Genomic DNA, 19,079 nt, shown 5'->3' with positions numbered 1-19,079 from the left:
ATTCCCGATGACGCGTTTTCCCGAGTGTCAAGTAGTGCTTTCCCCCATCGTCACGGCCGAGCGGGTGAGGGTCCTCACCACCGCGCTGACCGCTTCCCGCCCGGCCCGGTTGGCGCCGACGGTCGACTGGGACGGACCGAACCCGATGAGATGCACGCGCGGCTCGTCGGCGACCTGGGTGCCGATCATGCGGATGCCGCCGGACGCGTTGCGCAGCCCCAGCGGGTCGAGGTGGGACAGGGCGGCCTTGAAGCCGGTGGCCCACAGGATCGTGTCGACGCTCGTGAAGGTGCCGTCGGCCTCGCGCACGCCGGTCGGCTCGATCGCGGTGAACATCGGGCGCCGGTCGAGCACGCCGCGCCGCTTCGCGTCCAGGGCGTACGGGGTCCAGGCCAGCCCGGTGTACGAGACGACGCTCCCGGTGGGGCGGCCGGCCTCGACGTCGGCGACCACCTTGGCGATGGTCTCGCGCCCGGCCACCTCGGGCTCGAAGCCGTCCGTACGGAAATAGGGTTCCCGCCGCGTGTACCAGAAGGTCCGGGCGACCTGCGAGATCTCGGCCAGCAACTGGAGGGCTGAGATACCGCCCCCGACGATCGCCACCCGGCGCCCGGCCAGCTGCTCGGCCGACACGTAGTCGGACGTGTGCAGCTGAAGGCCCCGGAACGTCTCCTGGCCCGGGTAGTGCGGGCGCACCGGGTTGGTCCAGGTGCCGGTGGCGTTGATGATCGCTTTGGTCGTCCAGCGGCCGTGGTCGGTCTCGACGACCAGGTCGGGGTCGGCCCGGCGGACGGCGGTGACCCGCACCGGGCGCAGGACGGGCGGATCGAACTTGCGCTCGAACTCGGCGAAGTAGCGCGGGACGGCCACGCGGCTCGGCTCGCCGGGGTCGGGCGGGTTCTGGGTCAGGCCGGGCAGGTCGAAGATCCCGTTGACGGTGGCCATCCGCAGCGAATCCCAGCGGTGGCGCCAGGCCCCGCCCGGCGCCGGCTCGGCGTCCAGGACGACGAAGTCGAGCCCTCGCCGCTGCAGGTGATATGCGGCAGAGAGTCCGGATTGACCGCCTCCGATCACCACGACAGTCGCTGATCTGTCCGTCATGGTGTCGCGCTCCTTGCTGTGAAGACCGGCCGCGCGAGGAGAACATCTACGGAGGGACCACCTATTCCCGGCCCGTTCTCGTCCGATCAGTCCGCCTGGGTCGACCGAACGGGCCGAACTTTCTTCGCAACCCGCTCGAAGGCCACAAAATCGGTCCACGTAGATGAACGGTTGATTACAGGCAACTGATCTGCCGGTGATCGCTTTGATAGCGTCACGCCGCCATTGTCCGGCAAGACGGAACACCCCCTCCGTCTGATCGGCGAAGGCACACGGGGAGCAGTGCGCTGGGCGGAGCCGGTTCGTCCGGCAGGCGAGCCGCCCGGCGGTGACCCGTGCGCCCGACTCGATCGCTCGATCGAAGGTTCACCAGATGCCCCTCTTGAGTGTTGTTCTCCCGGTCTATCGGGTCCAGGCGTACCTGCGGGAATGCCTCGATTCGATCCTCGAGCAGACGTTCACCGACGTCGAGGTGATCGCCGTGGACGACTGCTCACCGGACCACTGCGGCGCGATCCTGGACGAGTACGCGGCGCGCGACAACCGGGTCAAGGTCGTGCACCTGGCCGAGAACGTGGGACTGGGCGAGGCCCGCAACGCCGGCATGAAGCACGTGACGGGCGAGTTCGTCTGGTTCATCGACAGCGACGACTGGATCGCCCCGGGCGCCCTGGCCGCGGTGGCCGACCGCCTGATCACGGCCGACCCGGACGTGCTCGTGGTCGACTTCGCCAAGGTGTGGTGGAACAACAAGAGCCGGCGCAGCAAGCTCTCCAACCTGGTCCGGGCCTCGGAGCTGCCGCGGGTCTGGACGCTGGCCGAGTACCCCGACATGATCAAGGTGTTCCACGTCGCCTGGAACAAGATCTTCAAGCGGGACTTCCTGGTCAAGAACGAGATCACCTACCCGACCGGGCTGTACGAGGACGTGCCGGTGGGCTATCCGGTCCTCATGGTGGCCGACCGGATCACCGTGCTCGAGCGCGTCTGCATCTACTACCGCCAGCGCCGGCGCGGGGCGATCACCTCCACCCCCGGCCGTCGCCACTTCGAGGTCTTCGAGCAGTACGACCTGCTCTTCCAGCGGCTCGACAAGATCGGCGCCCGGGCCGCGCCGTTCCGCGCGCTGGTCTTCGGGCGGATGCTCTACCAGTGCCTGCTCGTGCTCGAGAACCGCGAGCGGGTGGCCATGGGCGACCGTCGCGAGTTCTTCCAGGCGCTGGCCCAGGCGTACCAGCGGCACGTGCCCAGCGGCGGCTACGAGTTCCCGGAGGGGCAGGAGGGCAGCCGGCAGCGGCTGGTCGCCCGCGGGTCGTGGGCGCGCTACCGGCTCACCCGGCTCGGCCTGCGGGTGGTCAACTCGGTCAAGTTCCGCAAGGACAAGCTGCAGAAGAAGGTCCGGCTGCGCAGCCGCCTCCGCATGCGCTACTACCGCCAGCAGCTGCGCCGGCCGATCGACCAGCACCTCGCGGTCTACTCCGCCTACTGGGGCAAGGGCTACGCCTGCAACCCCAAGGCCGTGTACGAGAAGGCGGCTGAACTGGCCCCCGGCGTCCGCGGGGTGTGGGAGATCAAGCCGGGCCAGGAGGATTCCGTCCCGGCCGGCATCGAGACCGTGACCATCGGCACCGCCGAGCACTACAAGGCGCTGGCCCGGGCCAAATACCTGATCTCCAACGTGAACTACCCGGGCTGGGTCGTGAAGCGCCGCGGCGCCGTGCACCTGTCGACCAACCACGGCACGCCGGTCAAGGCGATGGGCGTCGACCAGCTCAAGTTCCCGGCCGGCCTGTCCGGCATGAACATGAACTGGCTGCTCAAGCGGTGCGACCGGTGGACGTTCAACATCAGCCCGAACGCGTACACGAGCGAGATCTGGGAGCGGGCGTACCCGTGCGACTACGAGACGCTCGAGGTCGGCTACCCGCGTAACGACGAGCTGGCCAACGCCACCGCGGCCGACGTGCGAGCGGCCCGTGAGCGGCTCGGCCTCAAGCCCGGCCAGACCGCCATCGCCTACCTGCCGACGTACCGCGACTACGAGTTCGGCAGCGACGCGCTGCTCAACGTCGAGCGTTTCGCCGACCGGATGCCGCCCGAGACGGTGCTGCTGGTGCGCGTGCACCACTTCGACCGCTCGCACGTGGCCGGCACCCACCCGCGGGTCATCGACCTGGGCGACTACCCGACCGTCGAGGACATCTACCTGGCCGCCGACGCCATGATCACCGACTATTCGTCGGTCATGTTCGACTATGCGGTGCTCGACCGCCCGCAGGCCATCTACGCGGCCGACTGGAACAAGTACAAGGCCAACCGCGGCGCCTATCTGGACGTGTTCACCGAGGGCCCGGGCGTCACGGCCCGCAACGAGTCGGAACTGGTCGACCTGTTCATCTCGGGCGAGGTCTTCGGCGAGACGGCCGCGGCCACCCGCAAGGTGTTCCGTGACCGCTTCTGCTACCTCGACGACGGCCGTGCCTCGGAACGGGTCGTGCGCCGCGTGTTCCTCAACGAGGCAGCCCAGCCCCTGCCCGGCGCGGGCGCCGTGCCGGTCGTGCACACCGAGCAGCTGCAAGAGATGCGCAGCGTCCTCGACGAATCCCAGCCCCGCGACCTGTCGACGTCCGAGGCCACCACCGACGACGACACCGACATCTCCGAGGAGCCGAGCGCCGTCGTCGGCCGCTAACGCAGGTTCGCCACGAGCAGGCGGCCCGTCGCTTCGAGGTGGGTCCGCATGGCGGCCTCGGCGGCGGCGCCGTCGCGGGCGAGCACGGCGGTGACGACCGGCTCGTGCTCGGCGTGGATCTCGGCCAGCGTGCGCCCGCTGGCCGTGGTGGGCGGCCCGAGCAGCGCCGTCGTCGAGCGCAGCTGGGCCACGATGGCCGCTGCCCGGGTGTTGCCGGCGGCCCGCAACAGCAGGTCGTGCAGCGCCCGGTCGGCTCGCCAGAAGGCAGCCTCGTCGGCCACGGCCATGGCGTCGAGCGCGGCCCGGATCGCGGCGTGCTGCTCATCGGTGCCGTACAGGGCCGCCTTGCGCGCCGCCGCCGGTTCCAGCGCGAGCCGGATCTCGACGATCTCCTCGACGTCGTGGGCCCGCGGCGGCAGCACCTGGAAGCCCCGGTTGCGGTGGATCTCGACCAGCCCGGCCTCGGCCAGGCGCAGCATCCCCTCGCGGACCGGGCTGCGCGACACTCCGAGCAGCTCGGCCAGCTGATAGACCGAGTACGTGGTGTCGGGCACGAGCTCCCCGGCGGCGATCCCCTCGCGGACGGCCAGGGCGACGGCATCGGCCAGGGACGGGGCCTCCGGCGGCAGCTTCAGCGACGGCATGAGTAACATGTTACGCATGAGCGACGTGGTGGCGGCACTGCAGAAGGCGGGGCTCGAGGTTCGGGCCGACGCGGGCACGAGGGGCATGTACGCGTCCGACGCCTCGCTCTATCGGATTCCGCCGCTGGCTGTGGTGCGGCCGCGGAACGTGGATGATGTCGCGGCGGCGCTGGCGGTCGCGCGCGAGACGGGCACTCCGTTCACGTCGCGGGGGGCGGGCACCTCGGTCGCGGGCAACGCGGTCGGGCGGGGCATCGTGCTCGACTTCTCGCGCCACCTCAACCGGGTGCTCGAGGTCGACCCGGCGGCGCGCACGGCGGTGGTCGAGCCGGGCACGGTGCACGCCGTGCTGCAGAAGGCGGTCACCCCGCACGGGGTGCGGTTCGGGCCCGACCCGTCGACCCACCCGCGCTGCACCATCGGCGGCATGATCGGGAACAACGCCTGCGGGTCGAGGTCATTGGCGTACGGGCGGACCTCCGACAACGTGGCCGGGCTCGAGCTGCTGACCGCCGATGGGTCTTTCTTGAGCACAACCGCGCCGCAGGGCCCGGTCGTGGAAGGCATCAAAAATGTCATCGCCAAGCACCTGGCCACGGCGCGCACCGAGTTCGACCGGTTCGGGCGGCAGGTCTCCGGCTACGCGGTGCAGCATCTGTTGCCCGAACGCTTCGACCTCACACAGGCGATGGTCGGCTCGGAAGGCACCCTGGCCGTGATCACCAAGGCCACGGTGAAGCTGGTCGTCGACTCGCCGGTGCGGGTGGTCGTGGTGCTCGGGTTCCGTGACATCGTGGCCGCCGGCGCGGCCTCCCCCGCGGTCGTCGCGCACGGGCCGACGTCGTGCGAGGGGCTCGACTCCCGGCTGCTGGACGTGCTGCGGGCGCGGCGCGGGGCCGACGCCGTGCCGCCGCTGCCCCGCGGGGGCGCCTGGCTGTTCGTCGAGCTGGCCGGGGACGAGCTGGGCGAGGTCGAGGCGCGGGCGCGCAAGCTGGCCGAGGACGGCATCGCCGGCGACGCGCTGGTCGTGACCGATCCGGCCACGCAGGCCCGGCTGTGGCGCATTCGCGAGGACGGGGCGGGGCTGGCCGGCCGCGCGCCTTCGGACCGGCCGGCCTGGCCGGGGTGGGAGGACGCGGCGGTGCCGCCGGAGAAGCTCGGCGCCTACCTGGCCCGCTTCGACGAGCTCGTGGCCACGTACGGGATGACCTCGGCCCCGTTCGGGCACTTCGGGGACGGCTGCATGCACGTGCGCCTGGACTTCCCGCTCGACCAGCCCGGCGGCGCCAAGGTGATGCGGGAGTTCCTGGTCGACGCGGCCAAGCTGGTCGGCGAGTTCGGCGGGTCGCTGTCGGGTGAGCACGGCGACGGCCGGGCCCGCTCCGAGCTGCTGCCGCACATGTACTCCCCCGACGCGATCGCGCTGTTCGCCGGGATCAAGCACGCGTTCGACCCCGGCAACCTGCTCAACCCGGGCGTGCTGGTCGACCCCGACCCGGTCGACGCCGTTGTGCGGCCGGCCGGGCACTTCCCGGTCAAGCAGCTCGCGCTGGCCTATCCGCACGACGGCGGCGACCTGGCCCAGGCCGTGCACCGCTGCACAGGGGTCGGCAAGTGCCGGGCCGACAACTCGGCCGCACATGGCGTCATGTGCCCGTCGTACCTGGCCACGCGGGAGGAGAAGGACTCGACCCGCGGCCGGGCCCGAGTGCTGCAAGAGGTCGTCCGGGGCGAGCTGTCGTGGTCCGATCCGTCGGTGCACGATTCGCTCGACCTGTGCCTGTCGTGCAAGGGCTGCGCGTCGGACTGCCCGACCGGCATCGACATGGCCACCTACAAGTCCGAGGTGCTGCACCAGACCTATCGGGGCAAGGTGCGGCCGCGCTCGCACTACACGCTGGGCAAAATGCCGTTCTGGGCCCGTCTCGCCGGGTGGACGCCGGGGCTGGCCAACCTGGGCACCCGCCTGCCCGGCGTCCGGCGGCTGGCGCTGTGGCTGGCCGGTGTCGACAAGCGACGGTCGGTCCCGGCCTTCGCGAAGCGCCCGTTCCGGCGTACGTTCAAGGCCGCGACCTCGGCCAGGAAGCCGGTGATCCTGTTCGCCGACTCGTTCTCGGACGCGTTCTCACCCGAGGTGGCCGAGGCGACCGTACGGGTGCTGCGCGCGGCCGGCTACGAGCCGAGGCTCCCGTCCGGCTCGGTGTGCTGCGGGCTGACCTGGATCACCACCGGCCAGCTCGACTCGGCCAAGAAGATCCTTTCCCGTACGGTCGCCGCGCTGGCGCCGGAAGCCCGCGACGGCATCCCGATCGTCGGCATCGAGCCCTCGTGCACAGCCGTGCTCCGCTCCGACGTGCACGAGCTGCTCCCCGACAACCCGGACGCGACCGTGGTCAGCTCGTCGGTCAAAACACTGGCCGAGCTGCTGGCCGAGACGCCGGGCTGGACGCCACCCGACCTGTCCGACGTGTCGGTGGTGGCCCAGCCGCACTGCCACCACCATGCCGTACTGGGCTGGAAGGCCGACGCCGACCTGCTCAAGTCCACCGGCGCCGACGTGAAACGGCTGGCCGGTTGCTGCGGGCTGGCCGGCAACTTCGGCGTCGAGATCGGCCACTACGAGGTCTCGGTGGCCGTGGCCGAACAGAACCTGCTACCCGCCCTCGACAAGGCCCCCGATGCGGTCGTACTGGCCGACGGCTTCTCGTGCCGCACCCAGGTGGCCGACCTGCGGGACCGGCCCTCCGTCCACCTTGCACAGTTGCTGGACCGGTCCGGCATACCGGAGCGAGCCGCGGGGTAAGAGCCCCGCCATGGAGCTCTGGCTGGGCATCGCACTACTGCTCATCGGCATCGGCCTTGCCGTCTACGGTCTGGTCGTCCTGACGACCGGCCGCGTCCCGGCCCGGTCCCGGGCGGTGTTCCGCTCGGTCCGGGAAGCCGGGATGTATCCGTTGTGCAGCGGTGCGGCTCTGGCTTTCCTGGCCCTGGGTCAACTGGTCCCCGACGACTGGCGGCACTCCACCGTTCTGGTCCTGATCGCGACTTTCGGGGCCCTCACGCTCGTGGGGATCGCCTACGTGCTCTACCGGCCACGGCGCCAGCCGCCCGAGCAGAGCAACAGCTGAGAAACTAGGCCGCGGGCCGCTGAGCCGGCGGGTGCAGCGGACGTCGGACACGTCCGCGGGCGTGGTGCAAACGGAGGTCAGCTATTCGCGGCGGTGGTAGACGTTGCGGCGCGGTCGCCGGGTGGCGTCGACTGCCGGAGGCGGGATGAACTCGGGCTTCCGGTCAGGGCCGAGACGGATCTGCCAGCCTGCGGTCGGGTGATGAACCAGGCGGTGATGCTCGCGGCAGAGCAGCGCCAGGTTGTCGAGGGCCGTGGGGCCGCCGTCGAGCCACGAGACGATGTGGTGGGCGTCGGTCCAGCGCGGGGGCCGGTCACAGTGCGGAAAGACGCAGCCCCCGTCGCGCACGTGCAGGGCGCGGCGCAGGGTGCCGCCGGCCAGGCGGCGGGTGCGGCCGGCGTCGAGGATCTGGCCGGCGCCGCCGAGCACGACAGGCAGGATCCGGGCGTCGCAGGCGAGGCGCCGGGCGGTTTCGGGCGACAGCCGGTTGCCGGTGTCGGTGGTCGCGGCGCCCAGGGCGCGGGTCAGCGGGTCGAAGGCGACGGTGACCGCCAGCTGGGGTGGCTCGCCGCCGTCCTCGGGCAGGTCGGCGGTGCGCAGCGCCAGGCGGCAGACGTCGACCAGGGCATCGGCGCGGCGTTGCGCTTTGGTTCGATCGTCGCCGGGAGTGGGCGCGCACAACGGGTGCAGGGCGGCCTGGACGGTGGCGGCGTCCTCGGCGCCCAGCACGCCGGACAGACGCACCAGCCCGTCGACCGGGAGCGACAGGGTGACGCCCCGCTTGGCCCGGGCCCGGGCCTCCTGGCGGGCCAGCGCCGCTTGCTCGAACTGCTCGGCCAGGTGCGGGGCCACGTGCGCCAGGATGCGCTCACCGACCCGGCGCAGTTGGAAGGCGGGCAGCTGGGCGGCCATCTCGGTCATCGTGGCACGGGCCTGCTCGGCGATGTCGCCGGCCTCGGCCGGGGTGACGTCGTCGAACTCGGCGAGGTCGGCCGGGAGGCCCCGCAGTGTTTCGGCGATCACGGCGGCCTGGCGCAGGTCGAGGTGGCCGTCGAGGACCGCCTGTTCCAAGCTGGGCTGGTGGGCCAGCGCGGCCGCCAGATCGGTGAGCTCGCGAGCCGGTTGCGGGTCGAGGCGTACCACGGTGCGCAGCCAGCCCGTCAGAGTGCGATGACCGCCGGCCGCGGGCAGGGCGCGGGTGTCAGCCTGCCGGATCAGGCGGGCCTGCAGGGTGGTGACAACCTGCTGCAGGTGGTGCGTGGTCCGCAGGAGGCCAGTCAGTTCGTCATCGGTCAGCGGCCACAGCGGAGCGGCGGCAAGCTTCGCCGCTTCCTCGTTCAACTGCTCCATCTCGACCAGCACGGGACCATCTTCGAACAGCCGTACGACAGTTTCGGGCGCCCCGAGCATCTCCGGAGATCCACATTCACTATTTGAAAGCCGGCGGGGTTCGGAGCCGGTGCGGAAAGGAGGCCGCGTACACGAGAGACTGTCTCCGGCATTCGGTGGCGCTGCGCCCGTAACCGGGTCGCGGGTCGCTCGTTTAACAGGCACCCCTCGGAACGATCTGGACGTCTGTGATGGAAGGTGTGGTCGCCGGTCTGCTGGCCGGCTGCTCCGGCGTATTCGCCGTGCTCATGGCGCGGGCCGTCCGGCAAGGACAGGCGGCCGGGCCGAGCCGTCGTGCCCTGACGCTGGCCGGTGGCGTCGCGATCACCGCGCTGGCCGGGATCGGCAGTGGCCTGGCCGCGCTCTTCTGGCCGGAAGCGACGGTCGACGGCGTTCCCCTCGCCGCCGAGATCCCGCTGGTCTGCGTGTTCCTGGCGGCGATCCTCTATCTGCCGGCCCTGCTGCGCCCGCCGCAGCGCCGCGACGCGCTGGCCCGGCTGCGGGTCGGGCTCGACACCCTGGGCGTCTGGGCCAGCATCATGTACGTCGGCTGGCTGCTGCTCTTCGCCTTCGGTGAGCGGCGGGGCGCGTCGATCACCGCGCTGGTCTTCGGCGGCGGCGCCATCGCCGTGGCCGCGGTCACCGGCGTGCACGCCCTGCGCCACCGGGCTGCCCTGCAGTGGTGCGGCACCGCGGCCGCGTTCTCGTTGACCGGGCTCACCGCGCTGGTCATCGCGCGCGACTTCCCAGGTCAGGCCAACGCGGTCATCGCCGGGCTGGCCGCGGCGGGCGCGATCATCGTGGCCGCGGGCGGGCTCTGGTACGGCTCGGTGCGGCTGGCCCCCGAAACCCGTCCGGTGCCGCCACCCGGCAGCGAGTCGTCCGCGAGCTTCCCGCTGCTGGGTCTGCTGATCCTCGGCGGCGCGCTGGCCACCATCTATCACCTGATCAGCGGCGGCCGGGTCGACTCCCTCTCGATCATGCTGGGCGCCGTCGCGCTCACGGCCGTGGCCGTCCGCGAGTGGGTGTCGGCGACCGTGCTGCGGCGGCAGGCCGGGCACCTGACCGACCAGGGCAACCGGCTGCGCAGCCTGATGTTCGGCTCGACCGAGGTGGCCATGATCCTGGACGCCAACTTGGCCGTGCGCTGGCAGTCACCCGCGGCCGCGCGGCAGTTCGGGCTGTCCGATCAAGAGGTGCTGGGTCGCACGGTGTCGATGCTCGTGCATCCCGAGCAGGTCGAGGCCGTGCACGCCTACCTGACCGAGCGGATGGCCCAGCCCCGGGCCACGGCCCTGACCGTACGGCTGCGCGACGGTTTCGGGCGGTGGCGCGAGACCGAGTGGACCACGACCGGCGCCGACCCGGCCGAGCCCGGCTACACGCTGGTCGTGCACATCCGCGACGTCACCAACACGCACGATCTCGAGCAGGCGCTGAGCCAGGTCACCCACCTCGACCCGCAGACCGGCCTGGCCAACTGGGAGGGGCTGCTGCGCGCGGCCGACCTGATCCCGGACGCGGCCGCGATGATCGTGGTCGAGCTGGGCGGGCTGACCGCGGTCGGCGACGTCCACGGGCGCGACCTGGCCGAGGTGGTGCTGGTCGAGGCGGCCCGGCGGCTGCGCTCGCGGGTCGGCGACGCCGACGTGCCGGCCCGGCTGACCGAGACCCGGTTCGCGGTGCTGACCCACTGCGGCGCGATCCGGGCCCAGCTCATGGCCGCCCAGCTCGTGAACGCGCTGTCGGCGCCGTACATGGCGGGCCGTACGGTCGCCCACCTCTCGGCCTGGGCCGGGCTGGCCGACCTGACCGCCGAGAACGGCACCGACGAGGTGATCCGCCGGGCCTCGCTGGCGCTGCGGTCAGTGCGCTCGGGCCCGCCGGGTGCGATCGAATGGTACGAGACCGAGATGGAGACCCGGCTGCTGCGGCGCTCGACCTTGGAGCAGGATCTGCCGGGCGCCCTCGAACGGGGCGAGATCGACCTGAGCTACCAGCCGATCGTCGAGCTGCCGAGCCGCCGCCCGGCCGGGGTCGAGGCGGTGCCGGAATGGCGTCATCCGGCCCTGGGGCTGGTGCCGGTCGAGGAACTGCTCACCCTCGCCGAGGGCCTGGGGTTGCTGACCCAGCTCGGGAACGGCGTGCTCCGGCGGGCGTGCCGTCTGCTCGCGGGCTGGCGGCGGCAGCACGGCGAGCTGTGGCTGGCGGTCAACATCCGGCCGCGGGAACTGGTCGACCCGGCTTTCCAGGCCGGGCTCCAGACCGCCCTGGAGGAACACGACCTGCCCCATTCGGCCCTGGTGCTCGAGATCGCCGAGCAACACCTTTCCGACGTACGCGATGAGGCCCATCAGCCGCCGGTCGAGGACCTCTCGGCGGCGCTGGGGCGGTTGCGCGCGCAAGGGGTGCGGGCCGCCGTCGACAACTTCGGCACCGGCCCGACCACCCTCAGCCGCTTGCGGATCCTCCCGATCGACCAGCTCAAAATCGACCGTGAGGTGTTCGACCCGGCCCTGTCCTTCCGCCAGCCCGGCGCGGTGATGGACGTGGCCGTGACTCTGGGCAAGCGCCTCGGTCTCGAGGTGGTCGCCCAGGGGCTGGAGGACGGCGCCGACCTCGACGCCGCCCAGAGCGCGGGCTGCCGCCTCGGCCAGGGCAACCTACTCGGCCGCCCGATGCCCGCCGAACGCCTGGAGGCCCTCCTCGACCAGCACCACGACACCGAGCGGCGATGAAGCCAGCAGCCACGACACCGAGCGAACGTGAGGCCGGTCAGCGGCGCCAGGCCTCGCGCACGTTGACCAGCAGCACCCCGGCCGCGGCGGCGAACATGGCGAAGGCCAGCACGTAGCGGCCCTCGAACCACAGCACGAACAGCAGGGCCAGCACCGCCGCGGTCAGCAGCAGCCGCAGCAGCACGGCCAGCAGCTTGCCGCGAACCAGCCCCTCCACGCAGAGCAGGCCCAGCAGCCAGATGGCCGCGATGTCGAGGCCGCCGGTGCCCAGCGGCGAGATCGCCGCGCCCACCGCCAGCAGGATGAGCGGGGTGCTGAGCACGGCCCACCACGACATGGCCCGGGCCCGGAACCCGGCCGCCGGGTCCATCGGCAGCCGCCGGTGCATCAGGTGGGCGTGCGGGGGCTGGGCCACGGTCTCGGCCGTGGCCGTACGAGCCTGTTCGTCGGCCAGCCGGGTCCGTTCCATCCGCAGGCCCAGCAGCTTGCGTTCCTGCGGCTGCAGCGCCCGTACCTCGGGCGAGGCCACCGGCAGACCGGCCGCGGCCTGGGACAACTCGCGGCGCAGGGCGACGATCTCGGCGTCCAGCGCCTGCAGGCGGTCGTCGTTCTCGCGCGTCCGGCGTTCGATCAGCGCCCGCTCGGCCCGGGGGTTCGGGGCCACCTTGGCCAGGCCGGCCCACCCGACCGGGTCGGCCCACGACTGCCGGGCCGTGCCGTCGCGCTCGTAGCGGGGACCGGCCGGGCCCCGTTCGCCACCGAGCCGGTCCCGGGTGTCACGGCCCCACAGGCCGCGGAAGTCACGCACCCACGGCGTGTCGTCGTCGATGGCGACCGCGTGCCACCCCTCGGGCTGCCCCGGACCGACCGCCCGGCCGTCGCCGCGGGCGTAGTCGACGTACGGGATGCCGACCCCCTGCTGCCCCTCGGTCGCCCACGGCGCGAACAACCGGCCCGACCAGCGCAGCACGCCGACCAGACCCCGCAACCGCATCGGCCGTACGGTGATCAGGTAGTCCCCCGGCAGGTAGGCCCCCGAGTGCGAGCCGGCCCCGACGTAGACCACCGGGTGCCGCCCGTCGACCAGGGCCAGGTCCGGGTCGTCCCACCGCCGTCGCAGGTCGTCCCCGGTCTCGTCGTGGGCCGAGAAGACCACCCAGCGCGGCGCGGGCAACCCGTCGGTCCCGGTGCCGCCGGTGCCGTCGAGATAGACGGTCACCTGCTCCCAGTCGGCCTCGTGCTCGTTGACCCCGCCGAACGCCGACCGCCAGTTGTTGAAGCTGTAGAAGTACCAGTACTGGCAGACGATCCACGGGTCGTCCCGCAGCACCCGGCCGTAATAGACGGGCTTGTCCGGCTCGAGGTGGTCGCGCTGCAGCAGCCACGAGCGGGCCGCGCTGCCACCGGGCACACTCCCCCGGAACAGCAGCGAGACCTTGTTGGCGGTGTCGATGAACCGTGCGGTGAGCCCGACCGAGGCCAGCCGGCTGGCCCGCCGCAGGTGCGAGGGCCTTTCCCGCAGCGGGATGTGAGCCGCCCCGAGCTGCCCGCGGCCGTTGCCGATGCCCGAGAGCGACAGTTGGAGCCCCTGCCCGGCCCCGCCCGCCGCGGCCAGCCCGTCCAGGGTCAGCCCGCCCGGCGCGACCTGCTCGACCGGGCTCTCCCCGGCCTCCAGCCGCCACAGCCCGGCCCGGTCGACGTACCGCTCGGCCGACACCGGGAAGAAGTACTCCCCCTGCGTGAACCGCGCGACCGGCTCGTACGCGCGCAGCAGCCGCAGCTCGTCCTCGGTCCCCACCTGGGCAAACTACCGTGCCCGGTTCAGAGGAGCTGAGTCACCGCCGCCAGGAACGCGTCCGGCTCCTCGATCTGGGCGAAATGGCCGCTGTTCTCGAGGATCGTGAGCCGGGAGTCAGGGATGCCGGCGTGCAGCATCTCGGCCCAGACCGGGCCGCAGATGAAGTCGTGGCGGCCGGTCACGATCACGGTCCTGGCCGTGATGCCGGGCAGATCGGGTCGATAGTCGATCGTCGAGTCGTCGAAGTCGGTGAGCCACGAGCGGATCGCCTGCCGCAGCGGCTCGAACTCGGCCCGGCGGCCCCAGAAGTCGGCGAAATAGACCGGCAGCGCGGCCCGCAGCACGGCCGACTTGGCGTCGGCGGTGGTCGCCGCGCCGAAGCCGTTCAGCGCCGCCATCACGTCGGCCACCTCGGGGATGTCGGAGTGCCGTCGCACGTACGCCTCGGCCGCGGCCTGCTCGGCCGCCCAGAACTCGGCGTCGGTGGTCGGCGACGTGCTGTAGAGGGCCAGTCCCGCCGTCCGCTCGGGGTAGCGCAGGGCGAACCGCTGCGCCACGAACCCGCCGTGCGAGTGGCCCAGTACGTGCACCCGCTGCTCGCCGAGGTGCTCGACCGTGGCCTGCAGGAAGTCGACGTACGTGTCCACATAGGTCGCTCCGGCCGGGAGCGGGCCCGATCCGCCCGTACCCACGGGTTCGAGATACACCATCGTGAAGTGCTGCTCGAGGCGTTCCGAGCGCAGGTACGAGTACTCGACGCCGGGGCCGCCGGAGTGCGCGATCATCACCGGCCCCCGGCCGGCCACGTGGTAGGCCTGCCGGGTGCCGCGGAAGACGAAACTCATGAGAGGGCGGCCCGGGGCTCGGAGAGCTGACCTCGCGCGTACTCGGCGGCGAAGGCGGCCGGGCCCAGCGCCTCGGCGGCCGCAGCCCGCACGGCGGCCAGGTCGGCGGCGTCGTCGGGGTCGGGCACCTGGCCCAGTTCGGCGAACGCCATGTAGGTCACGCCGGCCAGCCGGGCGGCCCGGGCGAAGTCGTTCTCGGCCGCCGCGAGCGCGGCCGCGGCCAGGCACACGTACGGGACGAAGTCTTTCCACCCGTGGCCGAACACTCGCTCGCGACTCTCGTCGAACAGGCGGCGGGCCTCGTCGAGGTGACCGAGCTTGAGCTCGACGAACGCCAGGTTGTGATATTCGGCGTTGACCTGGACCGGCTGGCCGAGCTCCTCGTTGAGAGCGATGCTGGCCCGGTAGAGGTCGCGGGCGCGGGTCAGATCGCCCGACATGCGGGCCACCGCGGCCAGCACGTGCCGGGGCCGTTCCTCGAGCCGCCGGTCGCCGGAACGCTCGGCCACCTCCAGCGCCGTCCAGGCCCGGGCCTCGCCGGTGGTCAGGTCGCCCTCGCGGATGGCCACCCGGGCCAGGCTGTAGCGGGCCTCGACCTCGCCCGCGGGGTCGCCCGCGGCCCGGGCCCGTTCGATCTCGGCCTCGCTCATGGCCACCACGGCGTCGGTCTCGCCCCGCCGGAAGGCCGAGCGCACCCGGTCGCTGAAGCTCATCGGATCACCGTAACCCCGGCCGGTTGACGATTTGTTTACTGGCCGTCCGGGCAGAATGCATTGCCTGCCGCATGATCATCCCGAACGCCGTAGCAGGATGGGGGCATGGTCGAGATCATCGGGCGGGACGAGCTGATCAGCGCCCTCGACGCGCTGATCGGCGCGGCCGTCGACGGCCAGGGAGCGGCGGTCGTCCTGCGGGGCGAGGCCGGCATCGGCAAGACCGTTCTGCTCGAGCACGCGGTGCGGGCCGGGCGCGAACGCGGCCTGCGCGTGCTGAGTGTCACCGGGGTGCAGGCCGAGGGCGAGATCCCGTACGCCGGCCTGGACCAACTGCTCCGTCCGGTGCGCTCCGTGGCGGCCGCGGTCGAGTCGCCGTACCGCCGTGCCGTCGAGGTTCTCGGCCTGCTCGGCGATTCGGGCGAGGCGGTGCTGCTGGCCGTCGAGGACGCGCACTGGCTGGACGCCGAGACCTGGGAGACGCTGACGTTCCTGGGCCGCCGCGTCGGGTCCGACCGGATCGCCCTGGTCATGGCCGTGCGCGACGGCGAGGACATCGACCTGCGGCTGGCCGCGGCCGGGCTGCCCGAACTGCGGCTCGAACCGCTGCCCGACGCCGACGCCGGCGCCCTGCTCGACCGCACCGCACCCGGCCTGGTCCCGCCCCTGCGGGCGCGGGTGCTGGACGAGGCGGCCGGCAACCCGCTCGGCGTGGTCGAGCTCGGCTCGGCCGCGGCCCGTTCCGGCAGCTCGGCCCTGCTGCCGTCGTCGCTGCCGCTGAGCACCCGGGTCGAGCGGACCTTCGCCGGCCTGGTCGCCGAACTGCCGCCACTGACCCGGCAGCTGCTGCTGATCGCCGCGCTCAACGACGGCAGCAACCTCGACGAGATCCGGGCCGCCGGGGCCGTCCTGACCGGGGCCGAGGTGCCCACCGAGGCGATCCAGCCCGCGGTGACGTCGCGGCTGGTCACCGTCGACGAGCAGTACGAGGTGCGGTTCCGGCACCCCCTGCTGCGCTCGGCCCTGCGCCAGCAGGCGGCCCCGGGCGACCGCCGCCGGGTGCACGAGGCGCTGGCCGCGGTGCTGGCGGACAGCCCGGCCCGGCGGCTCTGGCACCGGGCGTCGGCCGTCCCCGGCCGCGACGAAGCCCTGGCCCGGGAGCTGACCGCGGTCGCCGCCGACGCCATGCAACGGCACACGGTCGCCTTCGCGCTGGCCGCGGCCAACCGGGCCGTCCAGCTCAGCGAGGATCCGGCGGCGCGGGCGCGGCGGCAGATCTGGGCCGTGCACGCGGCCCACGAGCAGGGCGACCCGGACACCGCGCGGCGGATCCTGGCCGAGATCGACGACCAGGATCTGCGCCCGGCCGACCGGGTGCGAGTGGTCTTCATGCGCGACCACTACTTCCCCGGCGCCAGCAGCGGACCGGAGCGGCTGCTGAGCTACGCCGGGATGATCCGCACGATGCACGAGGGCGGCGACCACGAGGCCGCGACTCAAGCCATGTGCGACGTCGCGCTCGGTGTGTACTACAGCAACGCGCCCGCGCACGTCCGCGACCAGCTCGTCGAGGCCACCCTCGCGCTCGGCCTGGACGAGGACGACCCGCGGCTGACCGGCATCCTCGGGCAGATCGCACCGGTCGAGCACGGTGCGGCGGCGGTGGAGCGGCTGCGGCAGTTGTTGCTGCGCACGGACATCCCGCCGACGTGGCGGGCCGACCTGACCGTGGCCGCCTGGGCCGTCGGCGCGTTCGACGTCGCCGCCGCCCTGGGTCTGTCCAGCGTGGCCGACCTGCGCCGGCAGGGCCGGATCGGCACGCTGTCGGTCTCGCTCAGCGCGGCCGCCGCGGCCCACGCCTCGCTCGGCGACACCCGCTCGGCCCTGCCGCTGGCCGCCGAGAGCATCGCGCTGGCGACCGAGATCGGCCAGCGGACCTGGGTGCTGGGCGGCCACCTGATCACGGCCCAGGCCGAGGCGCTGCGCGGTGAGACCGACTCGGCCCGGCGCCGGGCCGACGCGGCCGAGCAGGCGCTGAGCGCGGCCCGGCGGTTCCCGATGCTGGCCCTCGTGCAGCGCGCGCGGGGACTGGCGGCGCTGGCCGAGGGGCACGCCGAGGACGCGTTCCGGCAGTTCATGCGCGTGTTCGACCCGGCCGACACGATGTACTTCCCGAACCAGCAGCTGCACCTGCTGGGACACCTGGCCGAGGCCGCGGTGCTCGGCGGGCTGCTGGAGGAGCTGCGGCCGGTGGCCGACGCTATGGAACCGGTGGCCGAGCGCAGCCAGTCGCCGGCCCTGCGGGTCGGGTACGGCTACGCCCGGGCCGTGCTCACCGGCGACTACGAGAAGGCGCTGGCCGACGACCTGACCGCGTGGCCGTTCGACCGGGCCCGCTTGCAACTGACGTACGGGTCGGCCCTGCGCCGCGCCTACAAGATCACCGAGAGCCGGCCGCTGCTGCGCGAGGCCGCCACCACGTTCGACACGCTCGGCGCCACCCCGTGGGCCGACCGGGCCCGGGCCGAGCTGCGGGCCACCGGCGAGACCCGGCGCCGGCCGATGGACGCCCTGGACGCGCTGACCCCGCAGGAGCAGCAGATCGCCCGGCTGGCCGCCGACGGCCTGAGCAACCGCGAGATCGGCGAGCGGCTGTTCCTCTCCCCGCGCACGGTCAGCACCCACCTGTACCGGATCTATCCCAAGGTCAACGTACGGTCGAGGGCTGAACTGGCCCGGATCCTCGTGTCGTCCGGCGCGGCCTGATCACAGGGTCAGGACGACGCGGCCGGCGGTGGCCGGGTTCTCGACCAGTTCGTGGGCGCGGACGATCTCGTCCAGCGGCAGCTCGGCGGCGATCGGGTAGCGCAGGTCGCCCGCCGTGAGCGCGGCGGTCAGGTCGCGGGCGGCCAGGTCGTTGGCGGCCTCGGGGAAGTCGTCGTTGCTGAGGAAGCGGACGGTGATGTTCTTGAAGGCCAGCGGCCAGTACGGGACGCGGGGCTGGGCCTCGGCAGTGGCATAGGTGGCGATCACTCCGCCGTACGCCAGAAGCTTCTCATCGAGGTCGACGTTGCGGTCGAAGGCGAGTTCGGCGATGCGGTCGACGGGGTCGCCGACGGCCTGGCCGAGGTCCTCGGTGGAGACGTCGACGACCTGGTGGGCGCCGGTGGCCCGGGCCGCCTCGACCTGGTCCGGGTGGCGGACAGTGGCGATGACGGTGGCGCCGCCACGGCGGGCGACGGCGATGGCGGCCCGGCCGACCGCGCCCAGGGCGCCGGTGACCAGGACCCGCTTCCCGGTCACCGGGCCGTCGGCGAGGATCGCGCGGTGACCGGTGATGCCCGGGATGCCGAGGCCGGCCGCCTGCGCCCACGGGACCTCGGCGGGCAGGGGCACGGCGTGGGCGGCGGGGACGACGGTGTACTCGGCGGCCGTGCCGAACGGGCGGTAGGACTGGGCGAGGTAGACCCAGACGCGCTCGCCGACACGGGCGGCGTCGACGCCCGGGCCGACCGCGTCGACCACGCCGGCGCCGTCGCCGTGCGGGACGACCCGGGGGTAGGGCATGGTCGAGCCCCACCAGCCCTGACGTTTGCCGATGTCACCGACATGGATGCCGGAGGCGTGGAGGCGTACGCGAAGCTCGCCCGGACCCGGCGAAGGGACGGGCAACTCGCCGACGCGCAGCACCTCGGCCGCCGGGCCCTGCTTGTCGTACCAGGCGGCGCGCATCATCGGGTCGTCCCCTCCTCGGCGCTGACGAGTTCGGCGATGGCGGCGAAGAAGGCGGCGATGCCCGGGCGGTTCGCGCCCTTGGCCCGGGAGGCGGCGAACGCTTCCGGGCTCTCCCAGAGGACGAAGTCGAGCCACTCGTGGTCGGGCAGTCGCACCAGGTGGGCGTCGAGGAAGCCGGCCCGGTCGGCCCGGAAGTCGGCGAGCATGGCGGGGCGCGCTCGCAGCAGATCCGCCTCGCGGGCGGGGTCGACCCGGAAGCGGGTCAGTTCGACGGTAGGCATGCCGCTACAATATGG

General features: G+C 72.7%; 13 protein-coding genes. 5 read left to right on the top strand and 8 right to left on the bottom strand.

Annotated elements, in window-relative coordinates; genetic code table 11:
- Window positions 1-27: 27 nt before the first annotated feature.
- A complete protein-coding gene (locus M1L60_RS39830) occupies window positions 28-1,101 on the bottom strand; it encodes an FAD-dependent oxidoreductase (protein ID WP_253242773.1) in 1,074 nt (357 codons plus the stop codon).
- 373 nt (window positions 1,102-1,474) lie between these two features.
- Here M1L60_RS39830 and M1L60_RS39825 point away from each other — a divergent pair, with 373 nt between their 5' ends.
- Window positions 1,475-3,793: a bifunctional glycosyltransferase/CDP-glycerol:glycerophosphate glycerophosphotransferase gene (locus tag M1L60_RS39825; protein WP_253242772.1), complete on the top strand. Its 2,319-nt coding sequence runs from the start codon at window positions 1,475-1,477 to the stop codon at window positions 3,791-3,793.
- On the opposite strand, the gene M1L60_RS39820 is transcribed toward M1L60_RS39825, so the two are convergent.
- Entirely contained in the window at window positions 3,790-4,437 is a 648-nt protein-coding gene (locus M1L60_RS39820; RefSeq protein ID WP_253242771.1) for a GntR family transcriptional regulator, read from the bottom strand. The genes M1L60_RS39825 and M1L60_RS39820 overlap by 4 nt on opposite strands.
- Window positions 4,438-4,453: 16 nt before the next feature.
- Here M1L60_RS39820 and M1L60_RS39815 point away from each other — a divergent pair, with 16 nt between their 5' ends.
- Together M1L60_RS39815 and M1L60_RS39810 are read left to right on the top strand one after the other, a co-directional pair.
- Window positions 4,454-7,240, top strand: a complete 2,787-nt coding sequence (locus tag M1L60_RS39815) for an FAD-binding and (Fe-S)-binding domain-containing protein (RefSeq protein ID WP_253242770.1) — start codon at window positions 4,454-4,456, stop codon at window positions 7,238-7,240.
- 10 nt (window positions 7,241-7,250) lie between these two features.
- Entirely contained in the window at window positions 7,251-7,565 is a 315-nt protein-coding gene (locus M1L60_RS39810) for a hypothetical protein (protein WP_253242769.1), read from the top strand.
- An 81-nt stretch (window positions 7,566-7,646) separates the two neighbouring features.
- On the opposite strand, the gene M1L60_RS39805 is transcribed toward M1L60_RS39810, so the two are convergent.
- Window positions 7,647-8,927, bottom strand: coding sequence for an HNH endonuclease signature motif containing protein (locus M1L60_RS39805; protein WP_253242768.1), 1,281 nt, complete (start codon window positions 8,925-8,927; stop codon window positions 7,647-7,649).
- Between the two features lie 218 nt (window positions 8,928-9,145).
- On the opposite strand from M1L60_RS39805, the gene M1L60_RS39800 reads away from it, so the two are divergent.
- On the top strand, window positions 9,146-11,692 hold the full coding sequence (locus M1L60_RS39800; RefSeq protein WP_253242767.1) for an EAL domain-containing protein: 2,547 nt from the start codon (window positions 9,146-9,148) through the stop codon (window positions 11,690-11,692).
- 37 nt (window positions 11,693-11,729) lie between these two features.
- On the opposite strand, the gene M1L60_RS39795 is transcribed toward M1L60_RS39800, so the two are convergent.
- The 3 genes from M1L60_RS39795 to M1L60_RS39785 are packed head-to-tail and all read right to left on the bottom strand — an operon-like array spanning window position 11,730 to window position 15,048.
- Window positions 11,730-13,490, bottom strand: coding sequence for a hypothetical protein (locus M1L60_RS39795; protein ID WP_253242766.1), 1,761 nt, complete (start codon window positions 13,488-13,490; stop codon window positions 11,730-11,732).
- A 23-nt stretch (window positions 13,491-13,513) separates the two neighbouring features.
- Entirely contained in the window at window positions 13,514-14,335 is an 822-nt protein-coding gene (locus M1L60_RS39790) for an alpha/beta fold hydrolase (protein WP_253242765.1), read from the bottom strand.
- Window positions 14,332-15,048, bottom strand: coding sequence for a tetratricopeptide repeat protein (locus M1L60_RS39785; protein WP_253242764.1), 717 nt, complete (start codon window positions 15,046-15,048; stop codon window positions 14,332-14,334). Before M1L60_RS39785 ends, M1L60_RS39790 begins: the two co-directional genes overlap by 4 nt.
- Before the next feature lie 105 nt (window positions 15,049-15,153).
- On the opposite strand from M1L60_RS39785, the gene M1L60_RS39780 reads away from it, so the two are divergent.
- On the top strand, window positions 15,154-17,814 hold the full coding sequence (locus tag M1L60_RS39780; RefSeq protein ID WP_253242763.1) for a helix-turn-helix transcriptional regulator: 2,661 nt from the start codon (window positions 15,154-15,156) through the stop codon (window positions 17,812-17,814).
- On the opposite strand, the gene M1L60_RS39775 is transcribed toward M1L60_RS39780, so the two are convergent.
- Both M1L60_RS39775 and M1L60_RS39770 read right to left on the bottom strand, forming a co-directional pair.
- Window positions 17,815-18,783 (bottom strand): NADPH:quinone reductase, encoded by a 969-nt coding sequence (locus M1L60_RS39775; RefSeq protein ID WP_253242762.1) that lies wholly within the window; start codon window positions 18,781-18,783, stop codon window positions 17,815-17,817.
- Window positions 18,780-19,064: an antibiotic biosynthesis monooxygenase gene (locus M1L60_RS39770; protein WP_253242761.1), complete on the bottom strand. Its 285-nt coding sequence runs from the start codon at window positions 19,062-19,064 to the stop codon at window positions 18,780-18,782. The genes M1L60_RS39775 and M1L60_RS39770 overlap by 4 nt, the downstream gene beginning before the upstream one ends.
- Between the last annotated feature and the right edge of the window lie 15 nt (window positions 19,065-19,079).

The sequence above is a fragment of the Paractinoplanes aksuensis genome, assembly GCF_024137025.1.
GTDB classification, from domain to species: Bacteria; Actinomycetota; Actinomycetes; order Mycobacteriales; family Micromonosporaceae; genus Actinoplanes; species Actinoplanes aksuensis.
The sequence above is the reverse complement of the archived record's forward strand: the minus strand, read 5'-3'. Positions and strand labels throughout refer to the sequence as shown.

Coding starts and splice junctions, on each gene's coding strand:
- M1L60_RS39830 (WP_253242773.1), bottom strand. CDS start 1,101: ATGACGGACAGATCAGCGACTGTCGTGGTGATCGGAGGCGGTCAATCC.
- M1L60_RS39825 (WP_253242772.1), top strand. CDS start 1,475: ATGCCCCTCTTGAGTGTTGTTCTCCCGGTCTATCGGGTCCAGGCGTAC.
- M1L60_RS39820 (WP_253242771.1), bottom strand. CDS start 4,437: ATGCCGTCGCTGAAGCTGCCGCCGGAGGCCCCGTCCCTGGCCGATGCC.
- M1L60_RS39815 (WP_253242770.1), top strand. CDS start 4,454: ATGAGCGACGTGGTGGCGGCACTGCAGAAGGCGGGGCTCGAGGTTCGG.
- M1L60_RS39810 (WP_253242769.1), top strand. CDS start 7,251: ATGGAGCTCTGGCTGGGCATCGCACTACTGCTCATCGGCATCGGCCTT.
- M1L60_RS39800 (WP_253242767.1), top strand. CDS start 9,146: ATGGAAGGTGTGGTCGCCGGTCTGCTGGCCGGCTGCTCCGGCGTATTC.
- M1L60_RS39790 (WP_253242765.1), bottom strand. CDS start 14,335: ATGAGTTTCGTCTTCCGCGGCACCCGGCAGGCCTACCACGTGGCCGGC.
- M1L60_RS39785 (WP_253242764.1), bottom strand. CDS start 15,048: ATGAGCTTCAGCGACCGGGTGCGCTCGGCCTTCCGGCGGGGCGAGACC.
- M1L60_RS39780 (WP_253242763.1), top strand. CDS start 15,154: ATGGTCGAGATCATCGGGCGGGACGAGCTGATCAGCGCCCTCGACGCG.
- M1L60_RS39775 (WP_253242762.1), bottom strand. CDS start 18,783: ATGATGCGCGCCGCCTGGTACGACAAGCAGGGCCCGGCGGCCGAGGTG.
- M1L60_RS39770 (WP_253242761.1), bottom strand. CDS start 19,064: ATGCCTACCGTCGAACTGACCCGCTTCCGGGTCGACCCCGCCCGCGAG.